The following is a 17,539-nucleotide window of genomic DNA, read 5'->3' on the forward strand; positions in this document are numbered from 1 at the left end:
ATGAAATGTGAGCTATTTTGGGGCTTAACCCTTCATTGTGTAACGTATAGTAACTTACTGTAAACAAGCGCCAAGATTTCCCAGTCTAATTATATTAATCGCCTGACAATAACGCATGAAATAATCGTGCTATGTAGAACTGCTCCTGAATAATGGAAAATAACGGAAGGCTTTAGCTATGATTACATTTGTCACCCCACAGCATGCGCAGGTAATTAGTGTTACCGGTAAGGCAACTTTTAGGTTGGAACTAAATGAGGAGTTGTTAGCTGATGGACACACTATACCAGCGGGAGGTGCAATTGACATAACTCCTGGAGCCGAGATTGTTTTGCAATATGCAGATGGCTCGATTGCTATTATTAATGAACATTATTCAGAGGCTAAGGTTTTTGCATCTGATGACTTGGCTGATTTGACAAACAAACAAATAGATGATGAAACATTAGAAGAAATTGAGGCAATTCAAGCACTCATTAAATCGGATGCTGAATTCATTGACCCTGTTAGTACTGCTGCAGGTAATGTAAGTGATGGAGGCCGTTCTTCTGCGGTATCTTTAGAGCGGAGTGCGTCGGAAACATTAGCTGATGTGGAATTTAATACCACGGCATTTTTTAGTGTGAATGGGAATGACTTTGAAAGCGATGATTCCAGTGATGAAGGGGTTTCAGCTAATCAACTTCCTGCATTAACGGTAACATTAGGTAACGATACCGCGGTGAATGATCTAATCACCAGTGATGGAGCTCTCGTTATTGGTGGTAAGCTAGATGGTGCTACGATTGAATATAGTATTAATGGTATAGATTGGAGTAATACCTTTGTTCCAATTGAAGGCGGTAATACGGTTTATGTTCGACAGATTGATGGGTTTGGAGGAGTCTCTCTAACGACGTCTTTATCATTTGAACTCGATACACAAATAGCAGCGCCAATAGTCGAATTAGCAAACGATACGGCTAACGGTAGTGACTTAATTTCAAGTGACGGCACTCTTAATGTTTCTGGTATTGAAGCTGGAGCAGTAGTTGAATATAGCGTTGACGGCGGCAGTACTTGGACCAACAGCTTTAGTCCGGTTGAAGGCAGCAATACAGTTGCAGTTCGTCAGACTGATGTCGCGGGTAATGTCTCTAATAGCAGCGAGTTAACCTTAACGTTAGACACTCAGATCACCCCGCCTATAGTTAGATTAACTAACGATACCGCTAACGGTAGTGATTTAATTTCAAGTGATGGCACATTAGATGTGTCAGGCATCGAAAGTGGTGCAACGGTTGAATACAGCGTTAATGGCGGTGATTGGTCGACAGAATATACTCCTGTGGAAGGTGATAATAGCGTGGTTGTTCGTCAAACGGATACCGCTGGTAATAGTAGTGAAAGTACCCCTGTTGAATTTATTTTAGATACCCATGCAACTGACGCCCCGACAATAACCTTTGAATCAACCGGTGATGACGCAATTTATAACGCAGCTGAAGTGGGGGGCGACGGAACGATCACTGCAACTATCACTGTTCCTGATGATGCCGTTATTGGCGATGTTTTAACTTATATCATTGATGGCGCAAATCCTATTTCGGTTGAATTGACCGAAGTAAATATTGTGACAGGTATCAGTGTTGAAGTGGCTCCAGGCGATACGGTAACAGCGAGGGTAACTGATATTGCAGGTAATGTCTCAGCATCTGCCTCTGTATCTGCTGCAGATGCAGATTTACAAGCCGATGAAGGCACGGTAACGATTGGGACTGTGGCTGGCGATGATGTGATCAACGCAGTTGAAGCAGGCGCGGCAACTATCGCGGTAAGCGGTACAGCGACTGGCGGTGATATTAGCACTGGCGACACGGTTACCGTGACGGTAAATGGTACTGCTTATACAACAACGGTTGATGGATCAGGTAACTACACAGTTGACGTATATACCACAGATTTACAAGCAGACAATACCATTGATGCAAGCGTGGCTTCATCAGATGCAGCGGGTAATACGGTTGTTAGTAACGCGGTTGAACACGCGATCTCATTCGATACCACAGCCGATGCTGGCACGGTAACGATTGGGACGGTTGCAGGTGATGATGTTATCAACGCAGTTGAAGCAGGCGCGGCGACTATCGCGGTAAGCGGTACTGCGACTGGCGGTGATATTAGCACTGGCGATACAGTTACCGTGACGGTAAATGGTCAAGATTACACAACCACGGTTGATGGTTCAGGTAACTACAGCGTTGATGTGGATACTACAGATTTACAAGTTGATAATACCATTGATGCAAGCGTGGCGTCATCAGATAGCGCGGGTAATACCGTGGTTAGTAATGCGGCTGAACACGCGATCTCATTCGATACAAGTGCTGATGCAGGTACGGTAACCATATCAACGGTTGCGGGCGATGATGTGATCAACGCAGTAGAAGCTGGCGCGGCGACTATTGCGGTAAGCGGTACTGCGACTGGCGGTGATATTAGCACTGGCGATACAGTTACCGTGACGGTTAATGGTCAAGATTACACAACAACAGTGGATGGTTCAGGTAACTACACCGTTGATGTAAATACTACAGATTTACAAGCTGACAATACGATTGATGCAAGCGTGGCTTCATCAGATAGCGCGGGTAATAGCGTGGTTAGTAATGCGCTTGAACATGCGATCTCATTCGATACCACAGCTGACGCAGGTACCATCACAATTGGGACTGTTGCAGGCGATGATGTTATCAACGCAGTTGAAGCTGGCGCGACAACTATCGTGGTTAACGGTACAGCGACTGGCGGCGATATCACTCCTGGCGATACAGTTACCGTGACGGTAAATGGCACAGCTTACACAACAACAGTTGATGGTTCAGGTAACTACACAGTTGACGTAAATACTTCAGATTTACAAGCAGACAATACCATTGATGCAAGCGTGGCTTCATCAGATAGCGCGGGTAATACCGTAGTAAGTCATGCTGCAGAGCATGCTGTTACTTTTGATGGTGCAGCTGATGCGGGCACAGTAACTATATCAACGGTTGCGGGCGATGATGTGATCAATGCAGTTGAAGCTGGAGCGGCAACTATCGCGGTAAGCGGTACAGCGACTGGCGGTGATATTAGCACTGGCGATACAGTTACCGTGACGGTTAATGGTCAAGATTACACAACAACAGTGGATGGTTCAGGTAACTACACCGTTGATGTAAATACTACAGATTTACAAGCGGATAATACCATTGATGCAAGCGTTGCTTCATCAGATAGCGCGGGTAATACCGTGGTTAGTAATGCGGTTGAGCATGCGATCTCATTCGATACAAGTGCTGATGCAGGTACGGTAACCATATCAACTGTTGCGGGCGATGATGTGATCAACGCAGTTGAAGCTGGCGCGGCGACTATTGCGGTAAGCGGTACAGCGAGTGGCGGTGATATTAGCACTGGCGACACGGTTACCGTGACGATTAATGGCACAGCTTACACCACAACTGTAGACGGTTCAGGTAACTACACGGTTGATGTAAATACCACAGATTTACAAGCAGACAATACCATTGATGCAAGCGTGGCTTCATCAGATAGCGCGGGTAATAGCGTGGTTAGTAATGCGCTTGAACATGCGATCTCATTCGATACAAGTGCTGATGCAGGCACAGTAACCATATCAACGGTTGCAGGCGATGATGTTATCAACGCAGTTGAAGCTGGCGCGACAACTATCGTGGTTAACGGTACAGCGACTGGCGGCGATATCACTCCTGGCGATACAGTTACCGTGACGGTAAATGGCACAGCTTACACAACAACAGTTGATGGTTCAGGTAACTACAGCGTTGATGTAAATACTACCGATTTACAAGCAGACAATACTATCGATGCAAGCGTGGCTTCATCAGATAGCGCGGGTAATACCGTAGTAAGTCATGCTGCAGAGCATGCTGTTACTTTTGATGGTGCAGCTGATGCGGGCACAGTAACTATATCAACGGTTGCGGGCGATGATGTGATCAATGCAGTTGAAGCTGGAGCGGCAACTATCGCGGTAAGCGGTACAGCGACTGGCGGTGATATTAGCACTGGCGATACAGTTACCGTGACGGTAAATGGTCAAGATTACACAACAACGGTTGATGGTTCAGGTAACTACAGCGTTGATGTGGATACCACAGATTTACAAGCTGACAATACCATTGATGCAAGTGTGGCTTCATCAGATAGCGCGGGTAATACCGTGGTTAGTAATGCGGTTGAGCATGCGATCTCATTCGATACAAGTGCTGATGCAGGTACGGTAACCATATCAACTGTTGCGGGCGATGATGTGATCAACGCAGTTGAAGCTGGCGCGGCGACTATTGCGGTAAGCGGTACAGCGAGTGGCGGTGATATTAGCACTGGCGACACGGTTACCGTGACGATTAATGGCACAGCTTACACCACAACTGTAGACGGTTCAGGTAACTACACGGTTGATGTAAATACCACAGATTTACAAGCAGACAATACCATTGATGCAAGCGTTGCTTCATCAGATAGCGCGGGTAATACAGTTGTCAGCAACGCTGTTGAGCACGCGATCTCATTCGATACCACAGCTGACGCAGGTACGGTAACCATATCAACGGTTGCAGGCGATGATGTTATCAACGCAGTTGAAGCAGGCGCGGCAACTATCGCGGTAAGCGGTACAGCGACTGGCGGCGATATTAGCACTGGCGACACGGTTACCGTGACGGTAAATGGTCAAGATTACACAACAACGGTTGATGGTTCAGGTAACTACAGCGTTGATGTGGATACTACAGATTTACAAGCTGACAATACCATTGATGCAAGCGTGGCTTCATCAGATGCAGCAGGTAATACCGTGGTTAGTAATGCGGCTGAACACGCGATCTCATTCGATACAAGTGCTGATGCAGGTACGGTAACCATATCAACGGTTGCAGGCGATGATGTTATCAACGCAGTTGAAGCAGGCGCGGCAACTATCGCGGTAAGCGGTACAGCGACTGGCGGTGATATCACTCCTGGCGATACAGTTACCGTGACGGTAAATGGCCAAGATTACACAACAACAGTAGACGGTTCAGGTAACTACACAGTTGATGTAAATACTACAGATTTACAAGCGGATAATACCATTGATGCAAGCGTGGCGTCATCAGATAGCGCGGGTAATACCGTGGTTAGTCATGCGGCTGAACATGCTGTTACGTTTGATGCAGCAGCTGATGCGGGTACGGTAACCATATCAACGGTTGCAGGCGATGATGTTATCAATGCCATAGAAGCTGGCGCGACAACTATCGCGGTTAACGGTACAGCGACTGGCGGCGATATTAGCACTGGCGATACCGTAACGGTAACGGTAAATGGCACAGCTTACACCACAACTGTAGACGGTTCAGGTAACTACACAGTTGATGTGGATACTACAGATTTACAAGCTGACAATACCATTGATGCAAGCGTGGCTTCATCAGATGCAGCAGGTAATACCGTAGTAAGTAATGCGGTTGAACACGCGATCTCATTCGATACAAGTGCTGATGCTGGCACGGTAACGATTGGGACGGTTGCAGGCGATGATGTTATCAATGCAGTTGAAGCTGGCGCGGCGACTATTGCGGTAAGCGGTACTGCGACTGGCGGTGATATTAGCACTGGCGATACAGTTACCGTGACGGTTAATGGTCAAGATTACACAACAACGGTTGATGGTTCAGGTAACTACAGCGTTGATGTGGATACCACAGATTTACAAGCTGACAATACCATTGATGCAAGTGTGGCTTCATCAGATAGCGCGGGTAATACCGTGGTTAGTAATGCGGTTGAGCATGCGATCTCATTCGATACAAGTGCTGATGCAGGTACGGTAACCATATCAACTGTTGCGGGCGATGATGTGATCAACGCAGTTGAAGCTGGCGCGGCGACTATTGCGGTAAGCGGTACAGCGAGTGGCGGTGATATTAGCACTGGCGACACGGTTACCGTGACGATTAATGGCACAGCTTACACCACAACTGTAGACGGTTCAGGTAACTACACGGTTGATGTAAATACCACAGATTTACAAGCAGACAATACCATTGATGCAAGCGTTGCTTCATCAGATAGCGCGGGTAATACAGTTGTCAGCAACGCTGTTGAGCACGCGATCTCATTCGATACCACAGCTGACGCAGGTACGGTAACCATATCAACGGTTGCAGGCGATGATGTTATCAACGCAGTTGAAGCAGGCGCGGCAACTATCGCGGTAAGCGGTACAGCGACTGGCGGCGATATTAGCACTGGCGACACGGTTACCGTGACGGTAAATGGTCAAGATTACACAACAACGGTTGATGGTTCAGGTAACTACAGCGTTGATGTGGATACTACAGATTTACAAGCTGACAATACCATTGATGCAAGCGTGGCTTCATCAGATGCAGCAGGTAATACCGTGGTTAGTAATGCGGCTGAACACGCGATCTCATTCGATACAAGTGCTGATGCAGGTACGGTAACCATATCAACGGTTGCAGGCGATGATGTTATCAACGCAGTTGAAGCAGGCGCGGCAACTATCGCGGTAAGCGGTACAGCGACTGGCGGTGATATCACTCCTGGCGATACAGTTACCGTGACGGTAAATGGCCAAGATTACACAACAACAGTAGACGGTTCAGGTAACTACACAGTTGATGTAAATACTACAGATTTACAAGCGGATAATACCATTGATGCAAGCGTGGCTTCATCAGATGCAGCAGGTAATACCGTAGTAAGTAACGCGGTTGAACACGCGATCTCATTCGATACAAGTGCTGATGCTGGCACGGTAACGATTGGGACGGTTGCAGGTGATGATGTTATCAACGCAGTTGAAGCAGGCGCGGCGACTATCGCGGTAAGCGGTACAGCGACTGGCGGTGATATTAGCACTGGCGATACAGTTACCGTGACGGTAAATGGCACTGCTTATACAACAACAGTTGATGGTTCAGGTAACTACACAGTTGACGTAAATACCACAGATTTACAAGCAGACAATACCATTGATGCAAGCGTGGCTTCATCAGATGCAGCAGGTAATACCGTGGTTAGTAATGCGGCTGAACACGCGATCTCATTCGATACAACAGCTGACGCAGGTACCATCACAATTGGGACTGTTGCAGGTGATGATGTGATCAATGCAGTTGAAGCTGGAGCGGCAACTATCGCGGTAAGCGGTACTGCGACTGGCGGTGATATTAGCACTGGCGATACAGTTACCGTGACGGTAAATGGCACAGCTTACACCACAACTGTAGACGGTTCAGGTAACTACACAGTTGATGTAAATACTACAGATTTACAAGCGGATAATACCATTGATGCAAGCGTTGCTTCATCAGATAGCGCGGGTAATAGCGTGGTTAGTAATGCGCTTGAGCATGCGATCTCATTCGATACAAGTGCTGATGCAGGCACAGTAACCATATCAACGGTTGCAGGCGATGATGTTATCAACGCAGTTGAAGCAGGCGCGACAACTATCGCGGTTAACGGTACAGCGACTGGCGGCGATATTAGCACTGGCGATACCGTAACGGTAACGGTAAATGGTCAAGATTACACGACAACAGTGGATGGTTCAGGTAACTACACGGTTGATGTAAATACCACAGATTTACAAGCTGACAATACCATTGATGCAAGCGTGGCTTCATCAGATGCAGCAGGTAATACCGTGGTTAGTAATGCGGCTGAACACGCGATCTCATTCGATACAAGTGCTGATGCAGGTACGGTAACCATATCAACGGTTGCGGGCGATGATGTGATCAACGCAGTTGAAGCTGGCGCGGCGACTATTGCGGTAAGCGGTACAGCGAGTGGCGGTGATATTAGCACTGGCGACACGGTTACCGTGACGATTAATGGCACAGCTTACACCACAACTGTAGACGGTTCAGGTAACTACACGGTTGATGTAAATACCACAGATTTACAAGCAGACAATACCATTGATGCAAGTGTGGCTTCATCAGATGCGGCGGGTAATACCGTAGTAAGTAACGCTGCAGAGCATGCTGTTACTTTTGATGGTGCAGCTGATGCAGGTACGGTAACCATATCAACGGTTGCAGGCGATGATGTGATCAATGCCGTTGAAGCTGGCGCGGCAACTATCGCGGTAAGCGGTACTGCGACTGGCGGTGATATTAGCACTGGCGATACAGTTACCGTGACGGTAAATGGCACTGCTTATACAACAACAGTTGATGGTTCAGGTAACTACACAGTTGACGTAAGTACTTCAGATTTACAAGCAGACAATACTATCGATGCAAGCGTTGCTTCATCTGATGCTGCGGGTAATACCGTGGTTAGTAATGCGGCTGAACACGCGATCTCATTCGATACAAGTGCTGATGCAGGTACGGTAACCATATCAACGGTTGCGGGCGATGATGTGATCAACGCAGTTGAAGCTGGCGCGGCGACTATTGCGGTAAGCGGTACAGCGAGTGGCGGTGATATTAGCACTGGCGACACGGTTACCGTGACGATTAATGGCACAGCTTACACCACAACTGTAGACGGTTCAGGTAACTACACGGTTGATGTAAATACCACAGATTTACAAGCAGACAATACCATTGATGCAAGTGTGGCTTCATCAGATGCGGCGGGTAATACCGTAGTAAGTAACGCTGCAGAGCATGCTGTTACTTTTGATGGTGCAGCTGATGCAGGTACGGTAACCATATCAACGGTTGCAGGCGATGATGTGATCAATGCCGTTGAAGCTGGCGCGGCAACTATCGCGGTAAGCGGTACTGCGACTGGCGGTGATATTAGCACTGGCGATACAGTTACCGTGACGGTAAATGGCACTGCTTATACAACAACAGTTGATGGTTCAGGTAACTACACAGTTGACGTAAATACTTCAGATTTACAAGCAGACAATACTATCGATGCAAGCGTTGCTTCATCTGATGCTGCGGGTAATACCGTGGTTAGTAATGCGGCTGAACACGCGATCTCATTCGATACAACAGCTGACGCAGGTACCATCACAATTGGGACTGTTGCTGGTGATGATGTGATCAATGCAGTAGAAGCTGGCGCGGCGACTATCGCGGTAAGCGGTACAGCGACTGGCGGCGATATTAGCACTGGCGATACAGTTACCGTGACGGTAAATGGTACTGCTTACACAACAACAGTTGATGGTTCAGGTAACTACACAGTTGATGTGGATACTACAGATTTACAAGCTGACAATACGATTGATGCAAGCGTGGCTTCATCAGATAGCGCGGGTAATAGCGTGGTTAGTAATGCGCTTGAACATGCGATCTCATTCGATACCACAGCTGACGCAGGTACCATCACAATTGGGACTGTTGCAGGCGATGATGTTATCAATGCAGTTGAAGCTGGCGCGGCAACTATTGCGGTTAACGGCACTGCGACTGGCGGTGATATTAGCACTGGCGATACAGTTACCGTGACGGTAAATGGTACTGATTACACAACAACGGTTGATGGATCAGGTAACTACACGGTTGATGTAAATACTACAGATTTACAAGCGGATAATACCATTGATGCAAGCGTTGCTTCATCAGATAGCGCGGGTAATACCGTGGTTAGTAATGCGGTTGAGCATGCGATCTCATTCGATACAAGTGCTGATGCAGGTACGGTAACCATATCAACTGTTGCGGGCGATGATGTGATCAACGCAGTTGAAGCTGGCGCGGCGACTATTGCGGTAAGCGGTACAGCGAGTGGCGGTGATATTAGCACTGGCGACACGGTTACCGTGACGATTAATGGCACAGCTTACACCACAACTGTAGACGGTTCAGGTAACTACACGGTTGATGTAAATACCACAGATTTACAAGCAGACAATACCATTGATGCAAGCGTGGCTTCATCAGATGCAGCAGGTAATACCGTAGTAAGTAACGCGGTTGAACACGCGATCTCATTCGATACAAGTGCTGATGCTGGCACGGTAACGATTGGGACGGTTGCAGGTGATGATGTTATCAACGCAGTTGAAGCAGGCGCGGCGACTATCGCGGTAAGCGGTACAGCGACTGGCGGTGATATTAGCACTGGCGATACAGTTACCGTGACGGTAAATGGCACTGCTTATACAACAACAGTTGATGGTTCAGGTAACTACACAGTTGACGTAAATACCACAGATTTACAAGCAGACAATACCATTGATGCAAGCGTGGCTTCATCAGATGCAGCAGGTAATACCGTGGTTAGTAATGCGGCTGAACACGCGATCTCATTCGATACAACAGCTGACGCAGGTACCATCACAATTGGGACTGTTGCAGGTGATGATGTGATCAATGCAGTTGAAGCTGGAGCGGCAACTATCGCGGTAAGCGGTACTGCGACTGGCGGTGATATTAGCACTGGCGATACAGTTACCGTGACGGTAAATGGCACAGCTTACACCACAACTGTAGACGGTTCAGGTAACTACACAGTTGATGTAAATACTACAGATTTACAAGCGGATAATACCATTGATGCAAGCGTTGCTTCATCAGATAGCGCGGGTAATAGCGTGGTTAGTAATGCGCTTGAGCATGCGATCTCATTCGATACAAGTGCTGATGCAGGCACAGTAACCATATCAACGGTTGCAGGCGATGATGTTATCAACGCAGTTGAAGCAGGCGCGACAACTATCGCGGTTAACGGTACAGCGACTGGCGGCGATATTAGCACTGGCGATACCGTAACGGTAACGGTAAATGGTCAAGATTACACGACAACAGTGGATGGTTCAGGTAACTACACGGTTGATGTAAATACCACAGATTTACAAGCTGACAATACCATTGATGCAAGCGTGGCTTCATCAGATGCAGCAGGTAATACCGTGGTTAGTAATGCGGCTGAACACGCGATCTCATTCGATACAAGTGCTGATGCAGGTACGGTAACCATATCAACGGTTGCGGGCGATGATGTGATCAACGCAGTTGAAGCTGGCGCGGCGACTATTGCGGTAAGCGGTACAGCGAGTGGCGGTGATATTAGCACTGGCGACACGGTTACCGTGACGATTAATGGCACAGCTTACACCACAACTGTAGACGGTTCAGGTAACTACACGGTTGATGTAAATACCACAGATTTACAAGCAGACAATACCATTGATGCAAGTGTGGCTTCATCAGATGCGGCGGGTAATACCGTAGTAAGTAACGCTGCAGAGCATGCTGTTACTTTTGATGGTGCAGCTGATGCAGGTACGGTAACCATATCAACGGTTGCAGGCGATGATGTGATCAATGCCGTTGAAGCTGGCGCGGCAACTATCGCGGTAAGCGGTACTGCGACTGGCGGTGATATTAGCACTGGCGATACAGTTACCGTGACGGTAAATGGCACTGCTTATACAACAACAGTTGATGGTTCAGGTAACTACACAGTTGACGTAAGTACTTCAGATTTACAAGCAGACAATACTATCGATGCAAGCGTTGCTTCATCTGATGCTGCGGGTAATACCGTGGTTAGTAATGCGGCTGAACACGCGATCTCATTCGATACAAGTGCTGATGCAGGTACGGTAACCATATCAACGGTTGCGGGCGATGATGTGATCAACGCAGTTGAAGCTGGCGCGGCGACTATTGCGGTAAGCGGTACAGCGAGTGGCGGTGATATTAGCACTGGCGACACGGTTACCGTGACGATTAATGGCACAGCTTACACCACAACTGTAGACGGTTCAGGTAACTACACGGTTGATGTAAATACCACAGATTTACAAGCAGACAATACCATTGATGCAAGTGTGGCTTCATCAGATGCGGCGGGTAATACCGTAGTAAGTAACGCTGCAGAGCATGCTGTTACTTTTGATGGTGCAGCTGATGCAGGTACGGTAACCATATCAACGGTTGCAGGCGATGATGTGATCAATGCCGTTGAAGCTGGCGCGGCAACTATCGCGGTAAGCGGTACTGCGACTGGCGGTGATATTAGCACTGGCGATACAGTTACCGTGACGGTAAATGGCACTGCTTATACAACAACAGTTGATGGTTCAGGTAACTACACAGTTGACGTAAGTACTTCAGATTTACAAGCAGACAATACTATCGATGCAAGCGTTGCTTCATCTGATGCTGCGGGTAATACCGTGGTTAGTAATGCGGCTGAACACGCGATCTCATTCGATACAAGTGCTGATGCAGGTACGGTAACCATATCAACGGTTGCGGGCGATGATGTGATCAACGCAGTTGAAGCTGGCGCGGCGACTATTGCGGTAAGCGGTACAGCGAGTGGCGGTGATATTAGCACTGGCGACACGGTTACCGTGACGATTAATGGCACAGCTTACACCACAACTGTAGACGGTTCAGGTAACTACACGGTTGATGTAAATACCACAGATTTACAAGCAGACAATACCATTGATGCAAGTGTGGCTTCATCAGATGCGGCGGGTAATACCGTAGTAAGTAACGCTGCAGAGCATGCTGTTACTTTTGATGGTGCAGCTGATGCAGGTACGGTAACCATATCAACGGTTGCAGGCGATGATGTGATCAATGCCGTTGAAGCTAGCGCGGCAACTATCGCAGTAAGCGGTACTGCGACTGGCGGAGATATTAGCACTGGCGATACAGTTACCGTGACGGTAAATGGCACAGCTTACACCACAACTGTAGATGGTTCAGGTAACTACACTGTTGACGTAAATACCACAGATTTACAAGTTGATAATACCATTGATGCAAGCGTGGCTTCATCAGATGCAGCAGGTAATACCGTAGTAAGTAACGCTGCAGAGCATGCTGTTACCTTTGATACAACAGTCTCAGCAAACACAATTACAATTGCGGCGATAACTGATGACACTGGCCTTGATAGTAATGACTTTAAAACAACGGATACCAACCTAATTGTTAATGGTAGTCTAGCTAATACACTACAGTCAGATGAAACTCTACAAATAAGCACAGATAACGGCGCAACTTGGGTTGATGTGAGCAGCGTTTCTGGCACTACCTGGAGCCATGATGATACAGCTAATACGCATACAGCGGATTTCGATTACGAGATGCGTATCGTTGATATTGCAGGTAATCAAGGTGCTACAGCAGAGCAAACTGTCGAAATAAATATAGCGCCTACAACGACAGCTGCGGCTATCGATGCTACCGAGGATGCCCCTTACATACTGAATGTAAGTGACTTTAATTTCGCAGATAGCGATGCCAGTGATGCATTAGTGAGTATTCGTATTGATAGCTTGCCCAGTGATGGGGAGCTGCAATTATATGATGGTTCGAGTTGGAATAGTGTCACAAATGGTCAAACGGTATCTATTACAGATATTAATGCCGGTAATTTACGTTTTGTGAATGATGAGCATGAATCGGGGCAAGGTTATAGTGATTTTGATTTTAGTGTATCAGATGGTGCAGAGTGGAGTAATTCGGTAACTGCAACAGTGAATGTTGAAGCGGTCGCCGATGTACCGACATTAACAGTATCAAGCGGTGTGGTGAGTTCTGCAAATTATGTAGCCCCTCAAGGTGCAGGTTTGTCAGTTGAAACATTTAATAATGTAACGGCGTTTAATATATCTGATGTATCTGGCAGTAACGCTGGTTACATGGAACAGGCTCTGGCGAATGAAACACCAGACAGTACCGAGAATTTGCTATCACTTACTGACGCAGGCGGAACAATTAACTTAGCCACGGATAGTGCTGTTAAAGCTACTGGTTTAATTTACCTTGAAGCTGGCATTAGTTATGAGTTTACCGGTTATCGTGATGATACTTTCCATATGGAGATCGGCGGCGAGCAAGTATTTTCTCAAGGATTTGACAGTTGGGGGAATTACACATCGACGGCATTTGTACCATCTGAATCTGGTTATTACAGCTTTGAGATGTATGCTTATAACGCTTCTGGTGTCGGTTCTTATGATGTAAGTGTTAAAATTAATGGTGGCGCAGAGCAAGAGTTATCAGTATTACCAACGTATGCAGATATTAACGAAGTTAATTCGTTAGATGGCCAACATAGTGGATATGCCGAGAATAGCAATAATGATGGAGGATTTTATCCTGTACGCTTGAATGAAGGTATCGAAGATACTGATATTTCACTTTCAAGTGTTAATGCGGATTTTGTTGATCTAGATGGTTCAGAAAGTTTTGCTATAACGGTGAGTGGTGTGCCAGTCGGTGCCGTTATCAGTGATGGTACTAATTCTGTCACCAGTGGTGGTTCTGTAATTGATATCAGTGATTGGGATTTAAGTACATTAACATTTAATGGGCTAGCTACGGGTGATAGTACAACGCACACATTAAGTTTTACAGCTACCTCAACTGAGGCAAATGGTACTGGTGCGAATGAAACCGCATCGACGAGTGTTGACCTTAATGTGGTTGTAATTGATAGTGCTCCAGTATCTATGGATGACCTTGATAGTGTCGGTTACGGTGGTACGATTTATGGTAATGTGATCTCCGGAGCAGGTGGTCAAGATGACGGTGCTGATACATTAGGTGCTGATACTGTTACTTTAACGAGTGTAAATGGCCAAAATTTAGTTAACGGTGAATTAACGCTGGATACTGCTAATGGTTTAATAATTTTTCATGATGATGGCAGTTATCAGTACACTTCTGACTTGGCTGATACAGCTATTGCTAATGGAAACTTAGAATCATCTAGTTGGAATGATTCGGGTATTACTATTTACGGTTTTAATGACTTTAATGCAGATTCTTCTAATGTTTATCAGAGTGATTCACCTCAGTTAGGACTAAACCCAAGTAATCTTAATAGCGCGACAAATACTGCACATTCAAATATTTCAAGTAATGGTATTGGTGTTGGTACTGGTAATTCTTCTACGGTTGGTCATGGTGAATCAATCGTACTTGATTTAGGTGTTGCAACTAAAAAAGTGAATTTAAGTTTTGCTGAATTAAGTAATAATGAGTACATCAGTGTTTATGGTTATGATGCCAGTGGTAATGTCGTTGATAGTATCAAATGGGTAAGTGGAGAGCTTGACAATACAGTATCTGAAGAATTTATGTTTAGCACGGAAGTGTCCTACATCTCCGTATACCAGCATAATAATTCTAGCGTTGTATTAACAGGCGCTGTTATCCCAGCAGATCACGGCGTAATTCCAGATGAAACATTTGATTACAATATTGTTGATTCGGATGGTGACAGCAGTGATGCAACCTTAACGATTGAACATTCTGGCGATTCAACCGCATTTGATGATAGCGGAACTGTATTTGAATCAGGTCTAACAGATGGCACTGCTGAGGGCGTTTCAACAACGGTTCTCACTGGTAATTTATTAGATAATGATGCGGGTATTGGTGCGTCAACAGTAATAACTTCTGTGGACGGGGTTGCACCTGGTTCTAGCTCAAGTGTCACGGTTAATATGGACCAAGGTTTATTAACTGTTTATGTCGAAGATGACGGTAGTCATAGAGCGGGCGATTATACTTATACCTTAACTAATGCAGTTCAAGTTGCCGGTAATGGTACTGTAGATACTATTAATTATCAGTTAACGGATCAAAATAGCGGACACCAAACTACCGCACAATTCAATGTCAATATTGTCGATGATGCACCTGTAGCCAACAATGTTGAGTTGACTCTGGAAGCCGCATCAGAAGCATATACCGTCAATTTAACCGTTGTATTAGACAAATCTGGTTCAATGGGATGGTCAGCTGGCGATGGTACAGGGCGTACTCGTATGGAAGTCGCCAAAGAAGCGATCACGAGTATGCTTGCAGAGTATGACAAAGTGGGTAATGTTAATGTCCAATTTGTTGCCTTCAATTATGCAGCGACTAAGTCACCGTGGTTTGAAGATGATTTATTTACAGCTATGGATTATTTAGAAACTCAAATTATCCCGGGAAGTGTGACGTACTATGATGAAGCCCTAAATTCAGTTATGGACAATTACCAAGCTCCTACAGGTAATGCGGCTGATAAATCACTTGTTTACTTTATTTCTGATGGTGCACCAACCTCAGGTCATGGCATTGATGGTACAGATCAAGCAACTTGGGAAGGTTTCCTTGATAATAATAATATCGATACCTCATTTTCGATTGGTATTGGTGCTAGCACTTCATTAAATGAATTAAATCCTATTGGTTATCCGAATACGAATGATAGTGGTGAACTCGAACCAAATACTATCAAAATCTCATCAGCTGCTGAGCTATCTGATACTTTATTGAGTACGATTGATAGCGGTATTCTTAGCGGTAACGTTTCATTACTGGCTGCAAGTGGAAATGCAGGTGCTGCTTTAGGTGCTGATGGTGGCTACATATCAACAATTACTATCGATGGTGTGGTTTATACCTATCAACCTGGTGATGCAAACTCGGTAATATCAGTTGTAACAGAGAAAGGGGGGACTCTGACCTTAGACTTAGCTACCTTAAATTACAGCTACAATATTGAATTAGACGAAAGTATTACTGGTGAACAAGATATTTTTGAAATCACGATTGTCGATAATGATGGCGATAGTACACAGCTTAATATGACGATCAATTTGGAATATCAAGCAAATCTTGACGCTAATCGAGATCTAATCCTAACTAACCAAAATGGTGTTACAACATTAGAGATCCCTACGTTGGCATTAATGCACAACGACACCAAAGGAGCATCAGCTGAAATCTCATCTATCAGTGATGAGGTAAATGCAACGGTTATTGGTAATGGTACACCGCTTGAGACTATTCAGGTCACTGTTGCTTCAGGTAGTAACATTAATGACGTAAGTTTCGGCTATACATTAAATAATAGCGGTGCAAATGATCAAGCTGAAATCACATTTGAAGAAGTCAGTGGTGCAACTATCACTGGTGGTGAATTCGATGAAATCCTGCTTGGTGGTGATAATGCGGATATGCTTATTGGTAATGCGGGTGATGATTCTTTAGTTGCTGGTGCTGGTGACGATGATCTCAGTGGCGGTATTGGCGATGATTTATTAATGGGCCAAGATGGCGGAGATACGTTAAGTGGCGGAGCTGATGATGATATATTAATTGGTGGCGCAGGTAATGACATATTAACGGGTGGCACAGGTATTGATACTGCAGTTTGGTTGGATGGTGATCAGGGGACCGAGCAAGCGCCAGCCGTTGACCATATTACCGATTTTAATATAAGTGAAGATAAGCTCGATCTTAGTGATTTATTACAAAGTGTAAATAGCGGAGAGCTTGATGATTACCTTGACTTTAGCTTTGCCACTGCAACGGGTGGTACCGTTACTACAACTATAAATATTCATACAGAAGGTGCTGGTTCTGCAGTCAGCCAAGTGATTATTTTGGATAGTGTAGATCTCAGAGACGCTTATACAAATGTGGATATTACCAGTCCTAGCGGCATTAATAGCATATTAGATGATGTTGCAGACCCATTGATCTTCTAAATCAACAGGTTTGTTTATTAAGGAATT

1 protein-coding gene is annotated in these 17,539 nt (G+C 45.7%); it reads left to right on the forward strand.

Features of this window, described 5'->3' with window-relative positions; translation table 11 throughout:
- Positions 1-178: 178 nt before the first annotated feature.
- Positions 179-17,512: an Ig-like domain-containing protein gene (locus HWV03_RS06120; RefSeq protein WP_211678943.1), complete on the forward strand. Its 17,334-nt coding sequence runs from the start codon at positions 179-181 to the stop codon at positions 17,510-17,512.
- Positions 17,513-17,539 lie beyond the last annotated feature (27 nt).

Origin of the sequence: Moritella sp. 36, from assembly GCF_018219415.1 — a bacterium.
Classification (GTDB): domain Bacteria; phylum Pseudomonadota; class Gammaproteobacteria; order Enterobacterales; family Moritellaceae; genus Moritella.

Excerpts from the sequence above, each read along its gene's own strand:
- HWV03_RS06120 (WP_211678943.1), top strand. The coding sequence starts at position 179 with ATGATTACATTTGTCACCCCACAGCATGCGCAGGTAATTAGTGTTACC.